The sequence below is a fragment of the Erwinia sp. 198 genome (genome assembly GCF_003937915.1).
GTDB classification, from domain to species: Bacteria; Pseudomonadota; Gammaproteobacteria; order Enterobacterales; family Enterobacteriaceae; genus Erwinia; species Erwinia aeris.
Genome location: NZ_RHUM01000012.1, coordinates 92,208 through 116,354, shown reverse-complemented (window position 1 = coordinate 116,354; position 24,147 = coordinate 92,208). Strand labels below are relative to the sequence as shown.

The 24,147-nt window shown below is 55.8% G+C and carries 14 protein-coding genes and 2 pseudogenes; 5 read left to right on the top strand and 11 right to left on the bottom strand.

The annotated features are described in order from the left end of the window. Window positions 1–41: 41 nt before the first annotated feature. Window positions 42–950 carry a LysR family transcriptional regulator gene (locus EGK14_RS16760; protein WP_370256464.1) on the top strand — a complete coding sequence of 303 codons (909 nt, stop codon included), beginning with the start codon at window positions 42–44 and terminating at the stop codon, window positions 948–950. Here the strand turns inward: EGK14_RS16760 and yjdN are convergent. The 8 genes and pseudogenes from yjdN to EGK14_RS16720 all read right to left on the bottom strand — a co-directional run bounded on the left by yjdN (window position 940) and on the right by EGK14_RS16720 (window position 11,543). Beyond that, entirely contained in the window at window positions 940–1,380 is a 441-nt protein-coding gene (yjdN, locus tag EGK14_RS16755; protein ID WP_125290238.1) for a VOC family metalloprotein YjdN, read from the bottom strand. The genes EGK14_RS16760 and yjdN overlap by 11 nt on opposite strands. 211 nt (window positions 1,381–1,591) lie before the next feature. Continuing rightward, window positions 1,592–2,883: pseudogene (locus tag EGK14_RS16750) on the bottom strand (cytosine permease). 13 nt (window positions 2,884–2,896) lie between these two features. Further along, window positions 2,897–3,583 (bottom strand): annotated as a pseudogene (locus EGK14_RS16745) (helix-turn-helix transcriptional regulator). Between the two features lie 16 nt (window positions 3,584–3,599). Then, window positions 3,600–4,010 (bottom strand): GNAT family N-acetyltransferase, encoded by a 411-nt coding sequence (locus tag EGK14_RS16740; protein ID WP_125290237.1) that lies wholly within the window; start codon window positions 4,008–4,010, stop codon window positions 3,600–3,602. A 347-nt stretch (window positions 4,011–4,357) separates the two neighbouring features. Further along, window positions 4,358–5,671, bottom strand: coding sequence for a cytochrome c (locus tag EGK14_RS16735; RefSeq protein ID WP_370256472.1), 1,314 nt, complete (start codon window positions 5,669–5,671; stop codon window positions 4,358–4,360). 11 nt (window positions 5,672–5,682) lie between these two features. Continuing rightward, complete coding sequence (locus EGK14_RS16730) at window positions 5,683–7,467, bottom strand: GMC family oxidoreductase (RefSeq protein ID WP_125290236.1); 1,785 nt, start codon at window positions 7,465–7,467, stop codon at window positions 5,683–5,685. Window positions 7,468–7,469: 2 nt separating this feature from the next. Then, a complete protein-coding gene (locus EGK14_RS16725; RefSeq protein WP_125290235.1) occupies window positions 7,470–8,204 on the bottom strand; it encodes a gluconate 2-dehydrogenase subunit 3 family protein in 735 nt (244 codons plus the stop codon). Window positions 8,205–8,660: 456 nt separating this feature from the next. Next, entirely contained in the window at window positions 8,661–11,543 is a 2,883-nt protein-coding gene (locus tag EGK14_RS16720; RefSeq protein WP_125290234.1) for a bifunctional diguanylate cyclase/phosphodiesterase, read from the bottom strand. 461 nt (window positions 11,544–12,004) lie between these two features. Between EGK14_RS16720 and sbmA the strand changes: the two genes are divergently transcribed. Then, window positions 12,005–13,207, top strand: coding sequence for a peptide antibiotic transporter SbmA (gene sbmA, locus EGK14_RS16715; RefSeq protein WP_125290233.1), 1,203 nt, complete (start codon window positions 12,005–12,007; stop codon window positions 13,205–13,207). Between the two features lie 38 nt (window positions 13,208–13,245). On the opposite strand, the gene EGK14_RS16710 is transcribed toward sbmA, so the two are convergent. The 3 genes from EGK14_RS16710 to gltP all read right to left on the bottom strand — a co-directional run bounded on the left by EGK14_RS16710 (window position 13,246) and on the right by gltP (window position 19,545). Further along, entirely contained in the window at window positions 13,246–14,889 is a 1,644-nt protein-coding gene (locus EGK14_RS16710; RefSeq protein WP_125290232.1) for a dihydroxyacetone kinase subunit DhaK, read from the bottom strand. 780 nt (window positions 14,890–15,669) lie between these two features. Continuing rightward, window positions 15,670–17,214 (bottom strand): PAS domain-containing methyl-accepting chemotaxis protein, encoded by a 1,545-nt coding sequence (locus tag EGK14_RS16705; RefSeq protein WP_125290231.1) that lies wholly within the window; start codon window positions 17,212–17,214, stop codon window positions 15,670–15,672. A gap of 1,035 nt (window positions 17,215–18,249) precedes the next feature. Beyond that, the gene (gltP, locus tag EGK14_RS16700; RefSeq protein WP_125290230.1) at window positions 18,250–19,545 is read right to left on the bottom strand and encodes a glutamate/aspartate:proton symporter GltP; all 1,296 of its coding nucleotides are present in this window, start codon (window positions 19,543–19,545) and stop codon (window positions 18,250–18,252) included. Window positions 19,546–20,074: 529 nt separating this feature from the next. Between gltP and acs the strand changes: the two genes are divergently transcribed. From acs to actP, 3 genes are all read left to right on the top strand, one after another. After that, window positions 20,075–22,027 carry an acetate--CoA ligase gene (gene acs, locus EGK14_RS16695; RefSeq protein WP_125290229.1) on the top strand — a complete coding sequence of 651 codons (1,953 nt, stop codon included), beginning with the start codon at window positions 20,075–20,077 and terminating at the stop codon, window positions 22,025–22,027. A 157-nt stretch (window positions 22,028–22,184) separates the two neighbouring features. Next, window positions 22,185–22,493, top strand: coding sequence for a DUF485 domain-containing protein (locus EGK14_RS16690; RefSeq protein WP_125290228.1), 309 nt, complete (start codon window positions 22,185–22,187; stop codon window positions 22,491–22,493). Continuing rightward, window positions 22,490–24,139 carry a cation/acetate symporter ActP gene (gene actP / locus EGK14_RS16685; RefSeq protein WP_125290227.1) on the top strand — a complete coding sequence of 550 codons (1,650 nt, stop codon included), beginning with the start codon at window positions 22,490–22,492 and terminating at the stop codon, window positions 24,137–24,139. The genes EGK14_RS16690 and actP overlap by 4 nt, the downstream gene beginning before the upstream one ends. Window positions 24,140–24,147: the final 8 nt, after the last annotated feature.

The following is a 24,147-nucleotide window of genomic DNA, read 5'->3' as shown; positions in this document are numbered from 1 at the left end:
AGGTATAAATTCATATTATTTAAGAATATGAGTCATAAATAATGATCGGTCGGGACCGCCTTAAAGATATCACCCCCTTTGTCGCCAGCGTGGAGCACGGCAGTTTTACCGCCGCCGCCGATTCGTTGCATCTGACCAGTTCAGCCATCAGCAAAAGCGTGGCAAGGCTGGAAGCCCGGCTCGGCTCGCGGCTGTTTGAGCGCACCACGCGACGACTGGCGCTGACGGATGCCGGCCAGGCCTTTTATGAAACCTGTACGCGCGTGCTGAGCGAGCTGGCGGAAGCGGAATCCGTGTTGGCCGCCCAACGCGCCATTCCGGTCGGACGGCTGCGGATTGCCGTGCCCAACACCTTTGGCCGGATGCGGGTGATGCCGCTAATCAACGAATTTTGCCGGCAGAACCCTGAGATGCAGATTGCCCTCTCGTTCTCCGATCGCTTTGTCGATCTGTTTGAGGAAGGCGTGGATATCGCGATACGCATTGGCGGCTCGACAGATTTTCCGCCCTCGCTGGGCTGCCGCTTTTTGGGTAATGAAAGGCTGATCTTCTGCGCTTCGCCGGACTATCTGGCGCAGCACGGCGTGCCTGGCTCTTTGCAGGCGCTGACCGAAAGGCGGGCCATTGTTTACAATCGGGTAGATGGCAGCACCAGTCCGTGGCATATCCGCTCGCCGGATGGACGAACGATAACCCGAACCCTGCCTTATCGGATGGCGTTGGGAGATGGAGAAGCCCAGGTCGCCGCCGTAGTAGCCGGACTCGGCGTGGCGCAGATGGCGACCTGGCTGCTGGAAAAAGAGTTAGCCAGCGGCGCGCTGGTGCCGATCCTGCCAGAGTTAGCGGTAGAAGGCCTGCCGCTATTTATCATCTGGCCGCGCAGAAAGCAGCTGCTGCCGAAGGTCGACGCGCTGCTTGCCACGCTGGATCGGCTGAAAATCAGTCAGTAGCAGGTTTGTTTACGTTGATGCGCCACGGCACGCCGAACTTATCGATCAGCGTACCGAAACCGGCCGCCCAGAAGGTTTCTTCCCATTCCAGCGTGACTTTACCGCCAGCGGAAAGATTATCGAACCAGCGTTTGCCTTCGGCAGGATCGTTGCTCGACAGGCTGACGGCAAAACCGTTGTAGCTTACCGCTTCCGCGCTGTCGCTCATTTGCAGCTCGCCATCGCCGATATGCAGCAAGGCGTGCATGATTTTATCATCCGCTGGCTGCTCCGCGCTTGGGCTGTTCTGTTTCTGCGGCTGCTGTTTTTTTTCCGCAGGCACGTCACCCCAGGTCATTTTAACCGTCAGTTCGGCTCCCGTGGCCTGCTGATAAAAAGCGATAGCCTCTTCACAGTTTCCCGAAAAGTATAAATAAGGCGAAAGTTGCATAACATCTCCTTCGTTTGAGGTATGTGCTGAAGAACAAGCTCGAAGAAAGTGTAGCAGGCGACTGAGATCTGGCGCTTAATTACATGTTACAGGTTAATAACATATGCAAAGAAGACAAAGGATAAGCGGTTTATGAATGCCTTAAAGCAGCACGGTAACAGTAGTCCGAAAGGGACGACAAAGCGCGTCACGGCGCTTTGTCGTCGTGGCCTCAGGCTTTTCTTGTCCGACGAGCGATAACTTTTTCCGTCAGCAGCTCCAGCAACAGATAGCCGGCGCACGCCGCCACAAAGGAATTAATGGTAGACACGCCCCATGCCATGTTCAGTCCAATATAACCGCCCAGCAGCGTGGCCAGGATCGCGGGCCAGCCGGTAAATGTCGCTTCCGCAGGCAAACTGCCGTCGTGACCGGAACGTCGTAAGGCAAGGCTGTACTTCTTCAGCAGGAAATACTCCGTCAGCATCACGCCCAACGCTGGCGGCACAATAACGCCGAGCAAATTCAGAAAATCGACAAAGTGATCCAGAATGCCCAGCACCGATAGCGTAGTGCCCAGCACGCCCAGGGCCAGCGTGACGGGTCGATAATTTAATTTTATGCCGCTAAGGCTTTCTACGGCATTAATCACGCCAAGCGCCGAGGAGTAAAGATTCAAATCGTTTACCCTTAGCGTAGAAAAAATAACGGCAAACAGGCCAGCCGTGCCGGAAGCCAGCGTGATGATAGACATCACGTCGCCTGTATTCAGCTTACGCGCGATAAAGATCGCCAGGCCGTTGATAATGAACTCGCCCAGAACAATGGTCGCCAGGGTGACGCCGAAACGTGGCTGCCTTTTCGCGAGTAGCGCGTCAGATCGGGCGTCATCAGGCTGACAAGAATGGCGCCGCCTACCACCAGCGTAATGCCCGCGTTCACCGACAGCACCTCTTTACCTGCCAGGGAAACGGCCATTGCCTGCACATGATCGGTAGCCAGCGTCTGCCAGGCAATCCAGGCGATCAGCGCAATAAAAACCGGTACGGCGATGCGTGCCGTAAAGCGCAGCGCTTTGAAACCAAACGCCACCAGCACGGTAAGAAACAGGCCGGAGATCGTTGCTGCTGTCCGGAAGTTAAGCGTATCGGAAAACGCAGCGCTCAGCGATTTCGCAAAAATCGCATTCTGTATACCAAACCAGCCTAATAAACTGATCGCCACCACGACGCCGATCAGTGCCGACCCCGTTCGGCCAAATCCGCACCAGCGCGCCAGCAAGCTGCCGGACAACCCTTCTTTCATACCGATATAGCCAAAACCAAAGGTGACCAGGCCAAATAACAGGCTGCCTACCAGAATGGCCGCCAGCGCCGCCGACAGGCTCATGCTGTCGCCCAATACCGCGCCTAACATAAATTGATCCAACGCGGTAAGCATTCCCATATGGACGATAGCCACGCTCAGAAAAGAAACGCGGCTGTGTTGTGGCACGCGTTCCAGAGGAAAATCATTGTGTTGCATAGAACATTCCGTATTAAATAAAGTTAATCCCTTTCTTCATCAAACGGGCAGGGATATAGTTTTCCAGACTATGAGCGATACAATATTCTTCAAATTGCTTCAACGAATGCACGTCAGCTTTCTGATATATCGTATATACCCGATTTTCAATTGTTTTTACGCTGACGTTAAAGATACTAGCGATCTCTTTTGCCGTATACCTTTGCAGCATCAGAAAGATAATATCCAGCTCGGACGGCGTAAATAATTTATTTTCCGTAGCGGTCGTCAGTACGCCAGGCTTTTTGTGATTAATAAACTTCAGCGGCGTCAGCGTATCGAGCGGTCTTGCATTCCAGATAGTGCCGATACAGTTTCCCTATTCATCGAATACCGGCAGTTTTTCGCTGATATAAGGTGAAAGCGTTTCCCGGCCATACCAATAATGCGTTTCAATGACCGCGACTCTTCCCAAATGCTCTTCTGTCCGGCGATCGTGCTCCTGCAGCGCTGCCGAACATTCCGCCCAACCAGCCGGGAACTCATCATCCCGGGCACCTTCAACCGTGAATGATGCAGGCGTATTGGTATAAAGGTAAGCGGCCTTGTTCATATAAAGATGTCTGGAATCAAGGTCTTTAATACCCCAGGGCTCGTTCAGATGCTCCATCATAGCGATAAAGCTCCGAAAAGCGCTAATTTTCGCATTAGTGGGCGGCATAGCTTTTTCCGTATTATCAGAACATTTTCTGTAAATAGAACCGCGTATGTTTGCCCAGGTAGCCTTCCATGCTGCCATAGACGCTGTAGCCCAGTTTCTCGTAAAAGCCTTTCGCCTGAAAATCAAAGGTATCCACATAGGCCATGCGACAACCGCGATTTCTGGCGACCTCTTCCGCTTTTATCATCAGCTCCCGACCCTTACCCTGCCCGCGTGCGGCTTCGCCAACCCAGAGATACTGCACTTCTAAGCCCTGCCACCACGTCCGCGCCACCAGGCCGCCGAGGATCTGGTTTTGCTCGTCCCGCAGCGTAAGGAAAAGCGGTGTAATATCCACTTCGTCAAACTGGCTGTTATGTTTCCATAAATTATCAATAACGAACTCTTCATCCGGTAAAGAAGGATTATCCGTGACAACGATTTTCATTATTTCTCCCGGCGCAAATTAACGTTCAGTCCGCAGCCAATAACATCTTGTCGATAGTAATTCAAGAGGATTTTCTACCGTGTTATTCAATGCGGGTTCGTCTTTATTATACGGAAATAAATTATAAAATAAGTAGTCATTTAATTTTCAGTCAATGCCGACACCAGGGAAACTATTACAATGTGCAACTAACCAGATTGCATCTAATCTGACGCAAAAATTAAGAGGCACGTCTTTTCGGAAATAACAGACACTTTCTGAAGCAGTACGCTAAAAATAGCGAGAGAACTAAAAAATAAAGCAAAAAAAACGGCCAGTTTGCTGGCCGTTTTCGATCGTAAACTCGCTTATTTCACTTCAGTCAGCTTCTCGATATCCGCGCTGCCCTGCTGTTCAGCGTCATTTTTACGCACTTTCGCCACGTCGCTGGCGCTGACCTGCTCTTTAGCCGTATTGCCCCAGCTGGTGCGGATAAAATTCACCACGTCGGCGACCTGTTGGTCGTTCAGCCGCCAGCCGAAAGCCGGCATGGTGATGGCGGAAGGGGCACCCTTCACGCCCGGTAGCGTCGCGCCGCTGATAACGATATGGATAAGCGAGGTTGGATCTTCCGCCAACACCACAGGATTACCGCTCAGCTGCGGGAAGAAGCGCTTATAGCCGCTACCGTCCGTTTTATGGCAGGCCGCGCAGCTGTCGACATATACCGACGCGCCCGGTTTGCTGTCGTCGCCCTTCCACAGCGCTTTTGCTACCTTGTCATCCGACGTAAAACCGACCTGGTTTAAGTCTTTCGCGCCCAGAGATTTCAGATAGCGCGCAATGGCGGTGATATCTTCGTCGCTTAAATGCTGCAAACTGTGCTGCACCACTTCGGTCATGCCACCAAAGGCCGCGGTATGATCGTTGCGGCCATAGCGCAGGAACTGCGTCAGATCGTCTTCGCTCCAGCGGCCCAATCCGTCACGGCTGTCGCCGCGCAGGTTGTTTGCGGTAAAGCCGTCAATCGGCGAGCTGCTGCCGGAAAGGTAGTCGCTGCCTTCGCTGTCGTTCAGCGCTTTTTCCTGCATGGTCAGGCTGCGCGGGGTATGGCAGGCGCCGCAGTGGCCCAGCCCCTCCACCAGATACTGACCGCGAGCCAGCACCGCATCCTGCCCTTTAATCGCCTGGAAAGCTTTTACGTCCGGCGCAAACAGCCCGCGCCAGATCGACAGCGGCCAGCGCATCGACAGCGGCCACGGAATATCGCTTTTCCTGTTTTCGGCCTCGACCGGCTTCACGCCATGCATAAAGTAAGCGTAAAGCGCGTGCATATCCTCATCGTTAACGACGGCATAGGAAGGATAAGGCATCGCCGGATAGAGCGTGTCGCCGTTCTTCGCTACGCCGTGGCGTACCGCTTTCTGAAAGTCGTCATAGCTGTAATCGCCAATGCCGGTTTTCTTATCGGGCGTGATATTGGTGGAGTAAATCTTGCCGATGGGCGTCGCCATCGCCAGCCCGCCGGCAAAGGATTCGCCGCCCATTTTGGTATGGCAGGCCACACAGTCGCCCGCGCGCGCCAGATATTCGCCGCGCTTGATCAGATCGGCGCCGTTATCCGCAGCCGTCGCAACAAAGGTGGTCATACCCAGCATCAGAGCCGGGATCAGCATTTTCATCATGGTCATCCTTACGCCTGCACCAACGGACCCGGATTCTTCAGGTACTGTTCACGAATCGCTTTCGCTGACCAGTAGGTCAACGCCGCCACCATGCCGGTCGGGTTATAGCCCAGACCCTGCGGGAAGGCAGACGCGCCTGGAACAAACACGTTCGGCACATCCCAGCTTTGCAGATAGCGGTTAACCGCGCTGGTTTTCGGATCTTCGCCCATGATCGCGCCGCCGTTCATATGCGTGGTCTGATACACGGTGGTGTCGAAATGCGTGCCCGGCATTTTTGGCGCGCCGCTGATCAGTTTCGGGTTCATCGCTTCGGCGATTTTGTGCATCCGGCCATGCATAAACTGCGACATCTTGATGTCGTTTTCCTGCCAGTCGAAAGTCATACGCAGTAGCGGCTGGCCGAAGGCATCCTTGTAGTTAGGATCCAGATCCAGATAGTTGTTGCGATAGGACTGGTGCGCGCCGTGCGCGTCCATCGAGACATGATGCGTATAGTGATCGGCGACCGCCGCTTTCCACTTGCTGCCCCAGCCTGGCGTACCCGGCGGCGTTGGCAGGCCGGAGATCGGCTTCACGCCTGCCTGGTTGACCCAGAACGGCGAGCCGCCGACAAAGCCATATTTGCCGTGGTCGAAGTTATCCGCGTTGAAGTCGTCCACGCCGACACCCGCGCCGCCCGCGCCGATAAAGTTGTTGGTAAAGACGTCTTTATCAAAGAAGGCCTTGATGGTGGAAATATTCTGATAGGCGAAGTTACGGCCTACGGTGCCTTCGTTAGTGACCGGATCGTAAGGCTTGCCGATGCCGGACAGCAGCATCAGGTGCACGTTATGGAACTGGAAGGCGGACAGGATCACCAGGTCGGCGGGTTGCTCGATCTGGCGGCCAAGCGCGTCGACATAGGTCACGCCAGTGGCGCGCTTTTTGTCGTCGGTCAGGTTGACGCGCAGCACGTTGGCGTTTTCGCGCAGCTCAAACTTTGCTTCCTGGCGTAGCGCCGGCAGCACGTTAACGTTCGGCGACGCTTTGGAATACATATAGCAGGCGTAGCCGCTGCAATAGCCGCAGAAGTTGCACGGCCCCATCTGCGCGCCGTAGGTGTTGGTGTACGGGCCGGAAGTATTGGCGGAAGGCAAATCGTAAGGATGATAGCCAACGGATTCAGCGGCCTGCGCAAACAGCTGCGCGGAAAAAGTCCGCTTCTGCGCGGGCAGCGGGAACTTGTCGGAGCGATCCGGTGCGAACGGGTTGCCGCGTCCCTGCTGGCCGACGACTTTGCCCTTAACGCGCCATTCCGAGCCGGAGGTGCCGAACACTTTTTCGGCCTTGTCAAAGAACGGCTCCAGTTCGTCATAGGTGACGCCGAAATCCTGAATGGTCATGCCCTCAGGAATAAATTTTTTGCCGTAGCGCTCTTCATAGTGGCTGCGCATCCGCAGCTCGATCGGATCGACGCGGAAATGCACGCCCGACCAGTGCAGGCCCGCGCCGCCGGTGCCGGTGCCGGGCAAAAACGCGGCAAGCTGGCGATAGGGCTGCGCGGTCTGCGCCGAGTTATGGCGGATGGTCACGGTGCTTTTGGAGAGATCCTGGAACAGCTTTTTACGGATGTTATAGGTCAGCTCATCAATAACCTGCGGATACGCGCCGTCAGGATAGGTGTCGCGATGCGGGCCGCGCTCCAGCGCAACCACGTTCAGGCCCGCTTCGGTCAGCTCTTTCGCCATGATCGATCCCGCCCAGCCAAAGCCTACGATCACCGCATCTACTTTTTTCATTACGTTTGCCATGCTTATGCTCTTTCCCCACGAATCGACACCGGCGGGAACGGATAGCGCTCACCCCGTTCAACCCAGTCCATAAAATCAGCGCGCGCGCCCGGAAAGCCGATCAGCTTCCAGCCGACCATATTCTGATTGCCGCCATGCACAGGATCGCTGAAGAAGCCTTCGCGCGTGTTCTGTAACAGGAAAGAGAAGAAAACCTTAGCCGGAACCTGTTTGAATTCTGCTTTGCCGGCTTCAAAGGCCTGTAGCAACGCGTCCTGCTGGTCGTGGCTCAGGTCGGCGAACGCTTTGCCGTGCTGCGCTTTGGCGAAGGCATCCGCGTCCGCCAGGCCCAGGCGGTAAATATCGCGCGGGATCAGTGGGTATTGATAGCCCAGCTCTTTGTCGGCATCGGGATGGAAAGGCCCCTGCATATACCAGTTGGAACCGGTCGCGTAAGGCGTGTTCATCTGTCGATCGATATATTCCGGCACGCCCGCTTCCAGCGCGCCGGGGCCGCGTTCGTCGGCAGGGATCAGGCGCGCCACGGCCGCCTTAATAAAAGCGTACTCTTCCGGGGTAAACCAGGTGGGCTGGTAATCGCGGGCCTGCTGCGGCCCTGCGGGTTCGGGCGCGGCTACGGCTGCGGCAGGCGCGGTTAACGCCCCCAGGCCGGTGCTGCCAATCGCCACGGCGGGCGCAAGCGTAATGGTTCTCAGCAGAAAGTCCCTGCGGGAGCTTCCGATCGTTTCTTTTGACATGACATTGCCTTTTAAAATGGCCTGGTTGTTCGGCTGTAAGCATTCGTGATGGACGACCCGCTAACCTGTTTTTTTATAAAAATCGGGCGCTAGCGTGATCTGAATCAATGTTACCGGTAACAATTTATGTATTTTAACAGGAATCCGCGCAAAGAATTAGCGTAAATAAACAAAATGGCACAATTTCATTAACAATCAGGCAGACGAAAAGAGAGATGCGCGCCAACAGAGAGGGTCAGCGCGCAGCAGACGGTGGTAAGGGTTAAGCAGCAGAAGAACGTGCGGCCACAGCAGAACCAGCGCGCAGCCTGCCTTTACGGTGGTCAGGCCGCAGAGAGCCAGCCTGTAACATTACGCGCGGGTGCTTTAGCCAGAGAAATGCGCAAGGCCAGCACGCAATACGTGGCGGATAAGCTCTGCGCGATCGTACCCATAGCGCTGTTCAGAACCGGGCCGCTAAGGGTGAACCTGCCCGTCGTGCTTTTCGTCCAGGCCAAACAGCTTCAGCCGTGTTTCCGACGGCTGCGGGCGGCCAAAATAATACCCCTGGAACAGCGTGCAGCCTTCGACTTTCAGCTGTTCGAACTGCTCGCTGCTCTCCACCCCTTCCGCCGTGATTTGAATATCCAGGCTGCGGCTCATGCCCGTAATGGCCCGGATAATGGCCAGCGCCTCGCGGCTCTCTTTCATATCGTTGATAAACGACTTGTCGATTTTAATCTTATCGAACGGGAAAGAACGCAAATAGCTGAGCGACGAGTAGCCGGTGCCGAAGTCATCCAGCGCGATGCGTACGCCCAGCTTCTTCAGCTTTTGCAGAATGCGGATATTGACCAGGGTGTTGTCCAGCAGCACCGACTCCGTGATCTCCACCTCCAACCGGTGCGGCGCCAGCCCGGAATCCTTCAGCGCCGCTTCCACCACCGACACCAGCGAACTGTTTTTAAACTGGAGCGGCGAAAGATTGACCGCCACGCTCTGATGCGCCGGCCACTTCGCCGCCTCGCGGCAGGCTTCGTACAGCGCGAAGGCACCCAGCGAGTGGATCAGCCCGGTTTCTTCCGCTACGGGAATAAAGTCCAGCGGCATAATCAGCCCCCGTTTCGGATGGTGCCAGCGCATCAGCGCTTCGTAGCTGATAATCTCCTGACCCAGACTATCGGTAATCGGCTGGTAATACAGCTTGAGATGGCGATGGGTCATCGCCTCGCGCAGATCGGTTTCAATCATACGGCGTTTGCTGGCGGCTTCGCCCATTTCACTGGAGAAATGCTCAAAGCGGTTGCGGCCGTTGCGTTTGGCTTCGTACAGCGCCATATCAGCGCAGCGCAGCAGCTCGGCGGGGGTGCTCAGGCCGCCTGCGACAATAGAAATGCCGATGCTCAACCCGACCGTCAGGCTATGCCCGTCGACGTTGAAGATCGGGCGGATCGCCTCAATCAGCCTTTGCGCCACCGCTTCGGCCTCCTGTAAATGCGTCAGGCCCGGCAGTACGATAGAGAATTCATCGCCGCCGTTGCGCGCCAGCGTATCCTGTTCACGCAGCACGCCGCGCAAACGGCTGGCGACGGCGCGCAGCAGATCGTCACCGACCTGATGGCCCAGCGCGTCGTTGACGTTCTTGAAGTTATCCAGATCCAGACAGAGCGCCGCCGTCTGTTTACCATTATCGAAATCGCAGCGCAGCGCCTCGTTCAGCCGCTGGCTGAACAGCACGCGGTTCGGCAGGCTGGTCAGGTTATCATGATGCGCCATATGATGAATGCGCGCATCAGCCGCGCGCTGATCGGTGATGTCGTCAGCAATCAGCAGCACGTAGTTAGTGTGGGCGTCGTTGCCGTTAATAATCGAGGCCGAGGCGTTGATGATCCGCTCGCCGCCACGGGTACGCAACAGCTGCTCGTTTTTATGCACGCCTTCATTACGCTGTGCGGCGGTGGCCAGCTGGGAAAAATAGCCGCTCAGCTCTGAGGGCATGTAATCGTCCAGCCTTTTACCGGCAAGCTCCTTCATTTTTACGCCCAGCAGCTGCTCCGCTTTGCTGTTCAGCAGCAGCACCTCGCGCGATACCACGTCTTCCACTATCACGCAGCAGGGAATATTGCCGATAATGGTGTCGAGAAACTTCGACAGCGCGGCCATCTTATTGCTGTTCTGCTCTGCCAGATCTTTTGCCCGCAGGATCTGCTGTTCGTACTCGCGCAGTTCAGTGCAGTCGCGGGTAATTTTGGCAAAGCCAAGCAGGCGGCCTTCTTTAGTATGAATTGCTTCGATCACCACGTGCGCCCAGAAGGCGCTGCCGTCTTTACGATAGCGCCAGCCCTGATCTTCAAAACGCCCGGCGCTTTGCGCAATAGCCAGGTTTTTGTCGGGCAGGCAGGCAAAGCGATCCTGTGCGCTGTAAAAACAGGAGAAGTGTTCGCCGACGATTTCCTCTGCCGTATAGCCTTTGGCACGATGCGCACCGGCGTTCCAGTTCACCACATGGCCTTTAGGATCGAGCATATAGATGGCGTAGTCGGTGACGCCCTCCACCAGCAGGCGGAATACCTGTTCCCTTTCGCGCTGTTCTTGCAACACGCGCTGTTGTTCAGTGCAGTCGCGGGTGATCTTGGCGTAGCCGATTAGCTTACCGTCGTCGTCGTGCACGGCGTCAATCACCACGTGCGCCCAGAAAGAGGTGCCGTCTTTGCGATAGCGCCAGCCCTGCTCTTCAAATCGGCCGGTGCGGTAGGCGGTTTTCAGGTTGTTTTCCGGGAGCCTGGCCTGCTGGGCCTGCGTGCTGTAAAAGCAGGAGAAGTGTTTGCCGACGATTTCTTCCGCCGTATAGCCTTTGGAACGCCTTGCGCCTTCATTCCAGTTCACAACATAGCCGTCGGGATCGAGCATATAGATGGCGTAATCGACCACGCCTTCGACCAGCAAACGAAATTTCTGCTCCTGGGCGCGCTGTTCGGCAAACTGAGCCTGCTGTTCGGTACAGTCGCGGGTAATTTTGGCGAAGCCAATTAGCTTGCCGTCGTCGTCGTGCACGGCATCAATCACCACGTGCGCCCAGAAAGCGCTGCCGTCTTTGCGGTAGCGCCAGCCTTCGGTTTCAAAACGTCCTTTTTCGCGGGCGATGGCCAGACCGCGCTGCGGCAGTCCTTTTTCTCTGTCTGCCGCACTGTAAAAACAGTCAAAATTTTTGCCGATAATTTCGTCCGGCAGATAGCCTTTCGCCCGCTCCGCGCCCGCGTTCCAGTTGGCTACGGTGCCGTCAGGTTTGAGCATATAAATGGCGTAGCCGACCACGCTTTGCACCAGCAGCCGGTACATCACATCATTATTTTCGTTCATTTTCTTTCCGCCTGAGAGACGCTGCCCCGAACAAGACCTGGCCTGCAGATAAACAGCCCTCCGCTACAAGCCCGCCTTTTCTGAAGCGATCCCGCGCCGCTATTCCCTGTAAAACCTTGCTTTATCAGGCTCCGCTGCCTGAAAGTGCCTTATCGTTATCGGCCTCGTTTAAATAACATTCAGCATTTATTTCACCGGGCCAGAGCGGGGGGACTATGCAGGGTTGAACGCGTGGCTGCAACCCACGTTCGCTACAATTCCGGGATAAGATGTTTGCAGAGTATTAAAATAATGACCTTCAATTTATTAACGCTTCGCAACCGCTATTCACGTTAACTACTGGCGTAACGGAAACACCCGCCTGTTGCAAAGGCGGCGGTCAGACATCAGCGGATACAAAACCGGTAAGACCATTAACGAGTAATCGCGTTAGATGGTGGGCTTACCGTTCTGGAGTCGCTATGTTTAAATCCTTTTTTCCCCGCCCCGCGCTGTTCTTCAGCAGCGCAGCCGTCTGGTGTGCGATCGCCATTGTTGTCTGGTTTGCCGGCGGCAGGCAGTTTCTGACCTCCCTGGCCCATTCCGGCCCGCTGCCGAATAACGCCCTGCGCTTTATCGCGCCTTCCGCCCTCGCTTTTTACCTGTACTATTTTGCGGCTTTCGCCGTGTTCGCCGGGTTCTGGCGCGTGTTCAGTCCGCATCCCTGGCAAAACTGGTCGGTAAACGGTTCGGCGCTGATTATCTTTGTGACCTGGTTTTCGGTGCAGATGAACGTTGCTATCAACGCCTGGTATGAGCCGTTTTACGATCTGATCCAGCGTGCGCTGACCCATCCTAATTCGGTGCCGATCGCCACGCTTTATCAGCAGCTGATCGGCTTTCTCAGCATTGCGCTGATTGCCGTGCTGGTGGATGTGCTGAATATGTTCTTTATCAGTCACTATGTTTTCCGCTGGCGCACGGCGATGAACAACTATTACATGGCGCACTGGTCACGGCTGCGCGGCATCGAAGGCGCAGCGCAGCGCGTGCAGGAAGACACCATGCGCTTTGCCTCGACGCTGGAGGATATGGGCGTCAGCCTGATTAACGCCGTGATGACGCTTATCGCTTTTTTGCCGGTGCTGATTGGGCTATCGGTACATGTGAAAAACGTGCCGCTGCTGGGTGACCTGCCCTACGCGCTGGTGATTGCCGTGGTGCTCTGGTCGCTACTGGGCACCGGGCTGCTGGCCACCGTCGGCATCAGGCTGCCGGGCCTGTCGTTTCGTAATCAGCGGGTGGAGGCGGGCTACCGTAAAGAACTGGTCTATGGCGAAGACGATCCCGCGCGCGCCAGTCCGCCCACGGTGCAAAATTTGTTCGGGCTTATCCGTAAGAACTATTTCCGGCTCTACTTTCACTATCTCTATTTCAATATCGCCCGCTCGCTCTATTTGCAGCTGGACGCCGTTTTCGGTCTGGTGGTGCTGTTTCCTTCTATTGTCACCGCCGCCATTACCTTCGGGCTGCTCCAGCAAATCAATAACGTATTTGAACAGGTGCGCGGCGCCTTTCAATATCTGGTTTATTCGTGGAGTACGCTGGTTGAGCTATTGTCTATCTATAAACGTCTGCGGCTGTTTGAACAGGTACTGGACAGGGAAGCGGAAGGAGAGCTTTAACAGGGCGCGGAAGGAGCCGCGCCCTGCAAGGGCCGCTGTTATTGCGCGGCCAGCCTGGCGAAGACCTGTTCTACCGCATAAGCACCCGGATCCTTCACGCCATGCAGGCTTTCCTGGTTAAGGTAAGAAGAGCGGCCCGCCTGCGCTTTGCTCATCTGCGCCGTTTTCTCCGCGCCCGCTTTTGCCGCCTGCGCCGCCTCTTCTTTACTTTTGCCCGCCGCCAGCGCGGCGAAGGCCGGATCCAGCGCGTCAATCATGGTGCGATCGCCCGGCCGTGCGCCGCCGTAGTGCTGCATCCGTTCCAGCCCGTAGCTCAGCGCCTGCGGCAACGCCTCGCCTTCTTCCAGCTTCTGTCCGGCGGCGGTAAACATAATCGACATCAGCACGCCGCTGGAGCCGCCCATCACCACCGCCAGCTCTTCGCCAATTAGCGTTAGCAGATTTTCCGGCTCGTTCAGCGGCAGTCTGTTCGCTTCCAGCTCGGCCAGGATTTTTTTCGCTCCGGCGGCAAAGGTCGAGCCGGTGTCACCATCGCCCACTTTCGCATCCAGCTGGTTAAGCTCGGTCTCCAGCTCTGCCAGCGTGCGGCAAACGCTGGCCACTATGGCGGCGGCTGATGCATTTTCCGAAGGCGCAAATTGCTGCTGCCGCGCGACCTTTTCGCCACGGCGCGTATTAAGCGGAGCAGGCTTGCTCGCGGGCTGCCAGCCGCTGGCCTCAACCGGCGCCTTCAACGCTTCCGCCAGCACATCGGTAAGCAGCAGCGTTGACAGCGAAAAGCCTTTCATATCCAGCGCGCTGACCAGCGTCGCCGGGCCAATCAGCAGATCGACCTGTTTTCCCAGCGGCGAACGCAGCACCTCACGCGTCAGCACTGCCATTTCCAGCGAAGAGAATCCGCCCAGGTTATTGATTAACAGCGCCGTTTTTTTGTTGTCCGGATTGTGCTCCGCCAGCTTCTCCGCCATCAGTGCAACGATCTCGCGGCTGTCCTGCGTTTTCAGCGTGGAGGCGCCCGGTTCGCCATGAATGCCCATGCCTAACTCGCTTTGGCCTTCTTTAACCCGCTCGTCCCGCTTTTCGCCGGGTACATGGCAGCTGCTGAAGGCCAGGCCGAGACTGGCGGTGGCGGCAATGGCTTCGTTGGCCGCCGCCATCACCTCTTCCAGCGATTTTCCGCTGGCGGCGGCATAGCCGGCGACTTTATGGATCAGTGCCGTACCGGCAATCCCGCGCGGCTGCGGATTATCCGGCAGCGCGATATCATCGGTCACCATCACCAGCTCGACCTTAAAGCCCAGCTTTTTGGCTTTTTCCGCCGCCAGGCCAAAGTTCAGCCGATCGCCCGTGTAATTTTTGACGATCAGCAGACAGCCTTTTTCACCCGTGACGTTGATGATGGCGCTGAGTACCGCCTCCACGCTCGGCGAGGCAAAAATATCGCCGCAGACGGCGGCGGTAAGCATTCCTTTTCCGACAAAGCCCACATGCGCCGGTTCATGCCCGGAGCCGCCGCCGGAAATCAGCGCTACGTCCTTTTTATCCCAGTCGTTACGCACCACCACCCGAATATCGGGGCCGGCGTCAAGCAGGCTAAGGCTGTGCCACGGGTTGCCGATCAGCGCGCCTTCAATGGCTTCACTGACCAGATCGCTTTTTTGATGCATGAAAAACTGACTCATAAATCTGTTTTCTCCTGGCTGAAAAGAGCGGACTGAGTCACTAACTGTAGTTGAATTCCTGCTGCGGTCGCGCAGGAAACAGGCAGAGCGGGGAGAAAAGTAGCAGCTTAAAATGGGCGTAATTTCCCTTTTACCGGCAACAAGCGTGGGTAAAAGCTAACGGAAAAACAACAGAATATTTTATATTTTTTATCACTTTTTACCGAAGAAAACTCCTGACCCTTCTGGTCGGGCCTCTGCGCACCCGCCATAGGAAAACTCCGAATGAACAAAAACAGTACCATGATTATTAAAGGATTTATTATTAGAAAACCCGGTATTAATCCTAATTGTTTCCCTGTACTGGTTTTGAGATTGCAGTATATCAGTCAATTATTATACAGTTTTGGTTATCGTTCTGCGGCGTCCGGGAAAACCTCTTGTATCTGACAGCGCTTTTCCCCCTTTACGCAGACGATCCCCCTCTGTAGCAGGATAAGCCTCACCACGCCACCACCAGGGCGTTATGCGGAGCAGGTCGAAAGACCTGCTCTTTTTTATCGCTGTTTTAGCTATACATAGCCCGGAGAGGCCGCACGCCTTAAAGCGTTATATCCGTGGAGAGGGCGTAAAACAGGAGTTGCAACAGCCTTTTTCGGCAAAGCGGGGCCGGTAACCCCGGACAGAAGCGTAAGGAAAGCGAGCGGGAATTTTGTCTTACCGTCTAAAAGTATGCCGTTCAAAAAGCAGGCTCCGTTCGCTGCTCGCCAAAACGTGGCGCGAACGAAGCCTGCATCGCCACTAGCGGAACACGCTGATCGCTTCCACCAGACGGGTGGCCTGATGCGTCATTCGGCCAGCCGCCTGTGCGCCCTCTTCCACCCGCTCGGCGTTCTGATGAGTGATATTGTCCAGGTCTTCTACCGCCAGACTGACCTCGCTCAGCGCCGTAGCCTGCTCGGCGGTGGCGGAACTGATCTGCGCAATCAGCGAGGTAACGTTCTGCACCTGAGAAACGATATCCTCCATCGTTTTGCCCGCGTCGTTAACGTGAACGCTGCCGGACTCCACCTTCAGCGCGCTGTTCTCCACCAGGCTTTTGATTTCGCTGGCGGCTTTGGCACTGCGCTGCGCCAGGCTGCGCACTTCTCCGGCCACCACGGCAAAGCCCTTGCCCTGCTCGCCCGCGCGTGCGGCTTCCACCGCAGCATTTAGCGCCAGGATATTGGTCTGGAACGCGATGCCATCAATGACGCTGGTGATGTTGGCTATCTTCTTCGAACTGTCGGCAATTTCCGCCATCATGCCGACCATATCCTTCATCACCACGCCGCCTTTGGTCGCGGCATCGCGCGTGCTGGCGGAAAGCGTATTAACCTGCTGCGCCGTGTCGGTATTGCTTTTCACCGTGGCGGTCAGTTCATTCATGGTTGCAGCCGTTTGCTGAACGTTGGCCGCCGCCTGTTCGGTACGACGGCTCAGCTCGTTATTGCCGTGCGCGATAGCATCGCTGGCGCTCATCACGTTGACCGCCTGGCCGCTGACGTCTTCCAGCAGCCAGCGGAACATCAACCCCAGCTGCCCGACCGCCCGCAGCGTGGTGCCGATTTCATCCACGCGATCCATCTGGTCGACCTGTTGACAGGCGCCGGTTGCCACGCTCAGCGCCTGTTTGCACAGCCGTTCAACGGGACGGGAAATCTGCTGCTCAAGCCAGCCCGTGGCCAGCAGCAGCAGCACGGCCATGATGGCGCTGAATATCGCCAGCGGCTGGGCCGGCAGCCCCAGCGCCCAGACACCCGCCACGGAGAGCGGCCACAGCGCCAGCAGCGCAGAGCGAATGCGCCAGCGCAGCGGCATGGTTTTCAGCAGCGAGGCCCAGCGCAGCGCCCCGGTACGCACCAGCAATCCTTTATGGAAGCGCCAGCCCTTACGCTTGCCTTCGCGAAACTCTTTATACAGTTCTTCAGCCTGCGCAATCTCCTGCGCGGCGGGACGGGTGCGAACCGACATATGGCCCTGTATCTGGCCGTTGCGCACGATCGGCACGGCATTGGCGCGTACCCAGTAGTGATCGCCGTTTTTACGACGGTTTTTCACCAGCGCGGACCAGGGTTCGCCCTGTTGCAGCGTCGCCCACATATCGGCAAACGCTTCCGGCGGCATATCAGGATGGCGCACTATATTGTGAGGCTGCCCGTTGATCTCTTCCGGCGTAAAGCCGCTGACTTTGATGAATACGTCGTTCGCGTAGGTGATATGGCTGCTGGCGTCGGTGGTTGACATCAGCGTGGCGTTCTCATCAAACGCAAATTCCTGTTGTGTTACGGGTTGATTGCTGCGCATGGCGTAAATCCTTGAAGCGGTGACCAGGATTGGGCTTTGAGTGGATAAATTATCATTCGTTATATTTTCGGCCCGTCCCGCCTGAACTTTAGTTGCTAAAGCTAAATTCCGTGCAAACGGTAAAAAATCGCAAAGCCTTACGGACAGCCGTCTGGCGAGAAAAGAACCGGTTCCAGCTGCCCGCAAAACCCTGTCGATGACAAGCCATTAATATGCAGAGATGTTTTAGTATGGTGAACGGATCACGCCCGGCGAAAGGTTAACCCCCCCCCTTACGCCTGCGTTATAGCCCGGTCGTTGCCGTCGATTTCTTTCCGATAGTCCGCTTCCGCACAGAGCAACACCTTATTTTTTAAAGACGGGGGTGGTGCCAATGCCGGCTTCCCACCTCTGACCAAGCTTGCCGCTGCGGAAGCTCTGCTTAAGGCAACACAGGGTAAAAAGGATTTCAGCGTTGCCGCCCGGCTGTAAAAAGCAGGCGCTATCGCGCCCTGTGCCGCAATAAGTCTTCGCAAAAGGAGATGTAATTTAAAAAGGATATTTCCTCCAGCGTTGAAGAAAAAAGTAAAAAATCCCGCCGTAAAAATGCGATGGCAGGCGACGTGACGAACAATTAAAAATGGTTAACAACAATCACATCGTTACTGCAACAAAAGATCCATATAAAATTATGGCGACAAACGACACTCCCAAAAAAATATAATGGCGCCGTAAATAACCCTATTAATTAGCGGAAGTCTGTTAACTTATTTTCCTTTTATCGCTAAAAGGATACCCACTGCTTTTCGCGTTAGCGTAAAATAAAAAAATATTATTCCTGAATGAACAGATAAGAGAAAAACTCAGGGGATAGGATTTTAGAAGTCAACTTCAGAAATAGTTTTATTAAAAAACAGACTAACGGTTATTTCCCCCCCCGCTTAAATAATGTGATTTATAATTATAAAAATAGCTGCTGCGCTCTGGCATGGAAAAAAGCAAAAAAAATGGCCCGAAGGCCATTTTAATTTTTGCTGTTCTGTCGCGCCGGGGCGATCAGGAAGCGGATGCCAGACGCGCCTCGTAGGCCACCGCCTGTTTGGCATCAAACTGGTTTTCCCACTTGGCGATCACCAGCACCGCCAGCGCGTTGCCGACTACGTTCAGCGCGGTACGCGCCATGTCCATGATGCGGTCAACGCCGGCGATAAACGCCAGGCCTTCCAGCGGAATGCCCACGCTGCCCAGCGTAGCCAGCAGCACCACAAAGGAAACGCCAGGCACGCCCGCGATCCCTTTCGATGTCACCATCAGCGTCAGCACCAGCACGATCTCCTGACCAATAGAGAGGTCAATGCCGTACAGCTGCGCAATAAAGATCGCCGCGATGCTCTGATAGAGCGTGGAGCCGTCCAGGTTAAACGAATAGCCGGTCGGCACTACGAAGCTGGTGATGGACTTAGGCGCGCCGTAAGCCTCCATTTTCTCCATGATCTTCGGCAGCACCGTTTCAGAGCTGGAGGTAGAATAAGAGAGGATCAGCTCATCCTTCAGAATGCGCATTAGCGTGGTAATGCGCAGCTTACAGATGCGCGCGACCGTTCCGAGCACCACAAAGGCAAAGAACAGAATGGCGACGTACACCAGGATCACCAGCTTAGCCAGCGGCCACAGTGAGGCGAAACCAAAGTTGGCGATAGTCACCGAGATCAGGGCAAACACGCCAATCGGCGCGTAGCGCATAATCATATTGGTGACTTTAAACATGGTTTCCGAGGTGGAGCGAAACACCTTCACCAGCGGCTCGCGATGTTCCGCAGGCAGCGATGACAGCCCCAGCCCAAACAGCACCGAGAAGAAGATGATCGGCAGCATCTCGCCTTTCGCGATCGCCGCGAAAATATTCTGCGGGATCAGCGACAGGATAGTGGTCACCAGGCTGTGCGGGCCGCCCTGAACCTGTGCCGTGGTGGCTTCATACTTAGAGATGTCCACCGTTGCCAGCGTCGACATATCAATGCCGTAGCCAGGTTGAAACACATTCGCCAGGGTAATCCCTACCACAATGGCAATGGTGGTTATCACTTCAAAATAGAGGATGGTTTTGACGCCGATCCGTCCCAGTTTTTTCGCATCGCCCACGCCGGCGATACCGACGATCAGCGTGGAAATCACGATGGGAACCACAATCATCTTGATCAGATGGATAAAGATATCCCCGGCAGGACTTAGAATGTTAGCGATTAACCATTCACGATCCTCCGGTTGATTATGCAGTATCGCGCCAACGACGATCCCCAGTACCAACGCCGTCAATATTTGCCAGGCAAGGCTGAATTTTGCAGCTTTCATAATAGTTTTTTCCTTAACAAAACCCGCTCTCCGCGTCTTTAATGCGGAGCGATCACTCTCAAGGGAAGCAGGCCGATGTCGGCGAATGCGCGGATAATGGATGGTTGATACCTGATTTACAGGCGCGTAATCAGTACCATTTTCACGGGTATAAATGCAACCCTAAGTGATATACGGCTAAACTATCATCGTCGAACAGGATAAAGCTCTGGAATCGACGCGTACTACTAACTCTTTGTTATAATTAGAAATATATCTCCATATCTGCGCATAGCTATGCAGTTACTCACCAGGCGCCAGCCGAACAGCCAGGTTTAGTTGTGCGGCTTTTGTACAGCCCGTTTGCGTTATGCGGCGAATGAGTGGCCGACGGTTGCGGAAAGTTCCACCGTATTACGGCAACTTTTTGACCATTTTCATCACCTGACGTTATGGCGTGATCCATGGCGCAAAAAGCAAACAAAGCCCGGCGGCACGCTCCATCCAACCTTTGATTGACATATTATTAACATCTTCAAGGAGAGTAGCCATGAGCCAACAACACCGACATCCCGTTCCCGCGAATATCGCGGAAAATACGCTGATCGCTGCCCCGCAGTATCAGTCGATGTACCAGCAGTCCGTACAGGATCCCGAGGCGTTCTGGGGCGAACAGGGTAAAATCCTCGACTGGATAAAGCCGTACACCAGCGTGAAGAACACCTCATTTGCGCCGGGCAATATTAATATCCGCTGGTTTGAAGACGGCACGCTCAACCTGGCGGCCAACTGTCTGGATCGCCATCTGCACAGCCGGGGCGACCATCCGGCGATTATCTGGGAAGGCGACGACGCCAGTGAAAGCAAGACGCTGACCTTCCGCGAACTGCATCGGGAAGTCTGCCGCTTCGCCAACTCGCTGAAAGAGCTGGGCATAGGTAAAGGCGACGTGGTGGCGATCTATATGCCAATGGTGCCGGAAGCCGCCGTCGCCATGCTGGCCTGCGCGCGGATCGGCGCGGTGCACTCGGTAATTTTTGGCGGTTTCTCGCCGGAAGCCGTTGCCGGACGCATTGTTGACTCCGCCGCGAAGCTGGTGGTGACCGCCGATGAGGGCATTCGCGCCGGGCGCGCCATCCCGCTGAAGAAAAACGTCGACGAGGCGCTGGCTAATCCCGGCGTCACCACGGTAAGCAACGTGGTGGTTTTCCGCCGCACCGGCGCGGATATCGCCTGGCACAGCCGCGATCTGTGGTGGCACGAACTGGTGAACAAGGCCAGCGCGCACCACCAGCCGGAAGAGATGGGCGCGGAAGATCCGCTGTTTATCCTTTATACCTCCGGCTCCACCGGCAAGCCGAAGGGCGTGCTGCATACTACCGGCGGCTATCTGGTTTACGCGGCGACCACCTTCAAATACGTTTTTGATTATCATGCCGACGATATCTACTGGTGCACCGCCGACGTTGGCTGGATCACCGGCCACAGCTATCTGTTGTACGGCCCGCTGGCGCTGGGCGCGACCACGCTAATGTTTGAAGGCGTGCCGAACTGGCCGAAGCCCAGCCGGATGGCGGAAGTGGTGGATAAACATAAAGTCACGCTGCTGTATACCGCACCTACGGCAATTCGTGCGCTGATGGCGGAGGGCGACAAAGCCATTAGCGGCACCGATCGCTCCACGCTGCGCATTCTGGGTTCCGTCGGCGAACCGATTAACCCGGAAGCCTGGGAGTGGTATTACCAGAAAATCGGCAACAGCCGCTGCCCGATTGTCGATACCTGGTGGCAGACGGAAACGGGCGGCTTTATGATCGCGCCGCTGCCTGGCGCGACGGAGCTGAAGGCCGGTTCGGCCACCAAACCCTTCTTCGGCGTACAGCCTGCATTGGTCGATAACGAAGGCAACGCGCTGGAGGGGGCCTGCGAGGGCAACCTGGTGATCGTTGACGCCTGGCCTGGCCTGGCACGCACGCTGTTCGGCGATCACGAGCGCTTTGAACAGACCTACTTCTCTACCTTTAAAAACATGTACTTCAGCGGCGACGGCGCGCGGCGCGACGAGGACGGCTATTACTGGATCACCGGCCGCGTGGACGACGTCCTGAACGTTTCTGGCCATCGGCTGGGCACGGCGGAGATAGAATCCGCGCTGGTCTCGCATCCTAAAATCGCCGAAGCGGCCGTGGTCGGCATTCCTCACGCCATTAAAGGCCAGGCCATTTACGCCTACGTCACGCTGAACAGCGGCGAAGAGCCGACGCCCGAGCTTTACAGCGAGGTACGCGGCTGGGTGCGCAAAGAGATTGGCCCTATCGCCACGCCGGACGTGCTGCACTGGACGGATTCCCTGCCGAAAACCCGCTCCGGGAAAATTATGCGCCGTATTTTGCGCAAAATTGCCGCTGGCGATACTACCAATTTAGGCGATACCTCGACGCTGGCCGATCCGGGCGTCGTGGAAAAACTGCTGGAGGAGAAACAGGATATTGCCATGCCCTGAAAATAAGTAAAAGGCAGTCTGGCTTTAGCGGGCAGCGTAATTATTACCACGCTGCCCTTTATTTATCAGCTTCCCGATGATGAGGCATTACCGGCGCGGTCGCTCAGTCAAGCCGGATCTCATAACAGCTCTTGCAATTATCTCTGGAGACTCTGTGATGAACGATAGATATCAGCGGATTGAAAAAAGCGCGCGTTTTAAAGAGCTGGTAAGAAAACGCCAGGCTTTCGCCACGCTGCTCTCGGTAATAATGCTTATTCTCTACGTCGGCTTTATTTTATTAATCGCCTTTGCGCCAGGCTGGCTGGGTACGCCGCTTGACGCTAATACCAATGTTACCCGTGGTATTCCGATTGGCATTGGGCTGATCGTTATTTCTTTTCTTTTAACCGGTATTTATGTCTGGCGGGCCAATGGCGAATTCGACCGCTTAACCAAAGCGCTGCTGGATGAGGTGAAAGGATGAAACTTTTCCTTTATTTCGCCCTGCTGCTGCCTGTTTCTTCCCGCGCCGCCGATGCGATTAGCGGCGCGGTTGAAAAACAGCCCACCAACGTTGAAGCGATCGTGATGTTCCTGATCTTCGTGGCCGCCACGCTGGGTATCACCTGGTGGGCCTCCAAACGCACCCGTTCGCGCAGCGATTATTATACCGCTGGCGGCAATATTACCGGTTTTCAGAACGGCCTGGCGATGGCGGGCGACTTTATGTCGGCCGCCTCATTCCTGGGGATCTCCGCGCTGGTTTATACCTCCGGCTACGACGGCCTGATCTATTCGCTGGGTTTTCTGGTCGGCTGGCCGATTATCCTGTTTCTGATCGCCGAACGGCTGCGCAACCTGGGACGCTATACCTTTGCAGACGTCGCCTCCTATCGTCTGAAACAGCTGCCTATTCGCACGCTTTCCGCCTGCGGGTCGCTGGTGGTGGTGGCGCTGTATCTGATCGCACAGATGGTCGGCGCGGGTAAGCTTATCCAGCTGCTGTTTGGTCTGGACTATCACGTCGCCGTGGTGCTGGTGGGGATCCTGATGGTGCTGTACGTGCTGTTCGGCGGCATGCTGGCGACCACTTGGGTGCAGATTATCAAGGCGGTGCTGCTGCTGTTTGGCGCCAGCTTTATGGCGATCATGGTGATGAAAACCGTGGGCTTCAGCTTTAATAATCTCTTTACCCAGGCGATGGCGGTGCATCCAAAAGGCGTGGCGATCATGCGCCCCGGCGGGCTGGTACACGACCCGATCTCCGCGCTGTCGCTCGGGCTGGGGCTGATGTTTGGGACGGCTGGCCTGCCGCATATCCTGATGCGTTTCTTTACCGTCAGCGACGCCCGCGAGGCGCGTAAAAGCGTGTTTTACGCTACCGGGTTTATGGGCTACTTCTACTTCCTGACCTTTATTATCGGCTTCGGCGCGATTCTACTGGTCGGCGCTAATCCCGCGTTCAAGGATGCGACCGGCTTGCTGATCGGCGGTAATAACATGGCGGCGGTACATCTGGCCGATGCCGTTGGCGGCAGCCTGTTCCTGGGCTTTATTTCCGCAGTGGCCTTCGCCACGATTCTGGCGGTGGTCGCCGGGCTGACGCTGGCGGGCGCGTCGGCAGTATCGCACGATCTTTACGCCAGCGTGGTGAAAAAGGGCCAGGCCACCGAGAAACAGGAGCTGCGCGTCTCGAAAATCACCGTGCTGGTGCTGGGGGTGGTCGCTATCGCGCTGGGTATTTTGTTTGAGAAACAGAATATCGCCTTTATGGTCGGGCTGGCCTTCTCGATTGCGGCAAGCTGTAACTTCCCGATTATTCTGCTGTCGATGTACTGGTCGAAACTGACCACAAGAGGCGCGATGGCAGGCGGCTGGCTGGGGTTACTGACGGCAGTAGTGCTGATGATTTTAGGCCCTACGGTATGGGTTCAGGTGCTGGGCCACGCGAAACCGGTCTTCCCTTACGAATATCCGGCGCTGTTTTCTATGCTGGTCGCCTTTATCGGCACCTGGCTGTTTTCCGTGACCGACCACTCTCAGGAAGGTCAGCAGGAGCGGCAGCGTTTTCAGGCGCAGTTTGTACGTTCGCAAACCGGCGTGGGCATTGAAAGCGGGAAAAGTCACTAAGTAGCGAG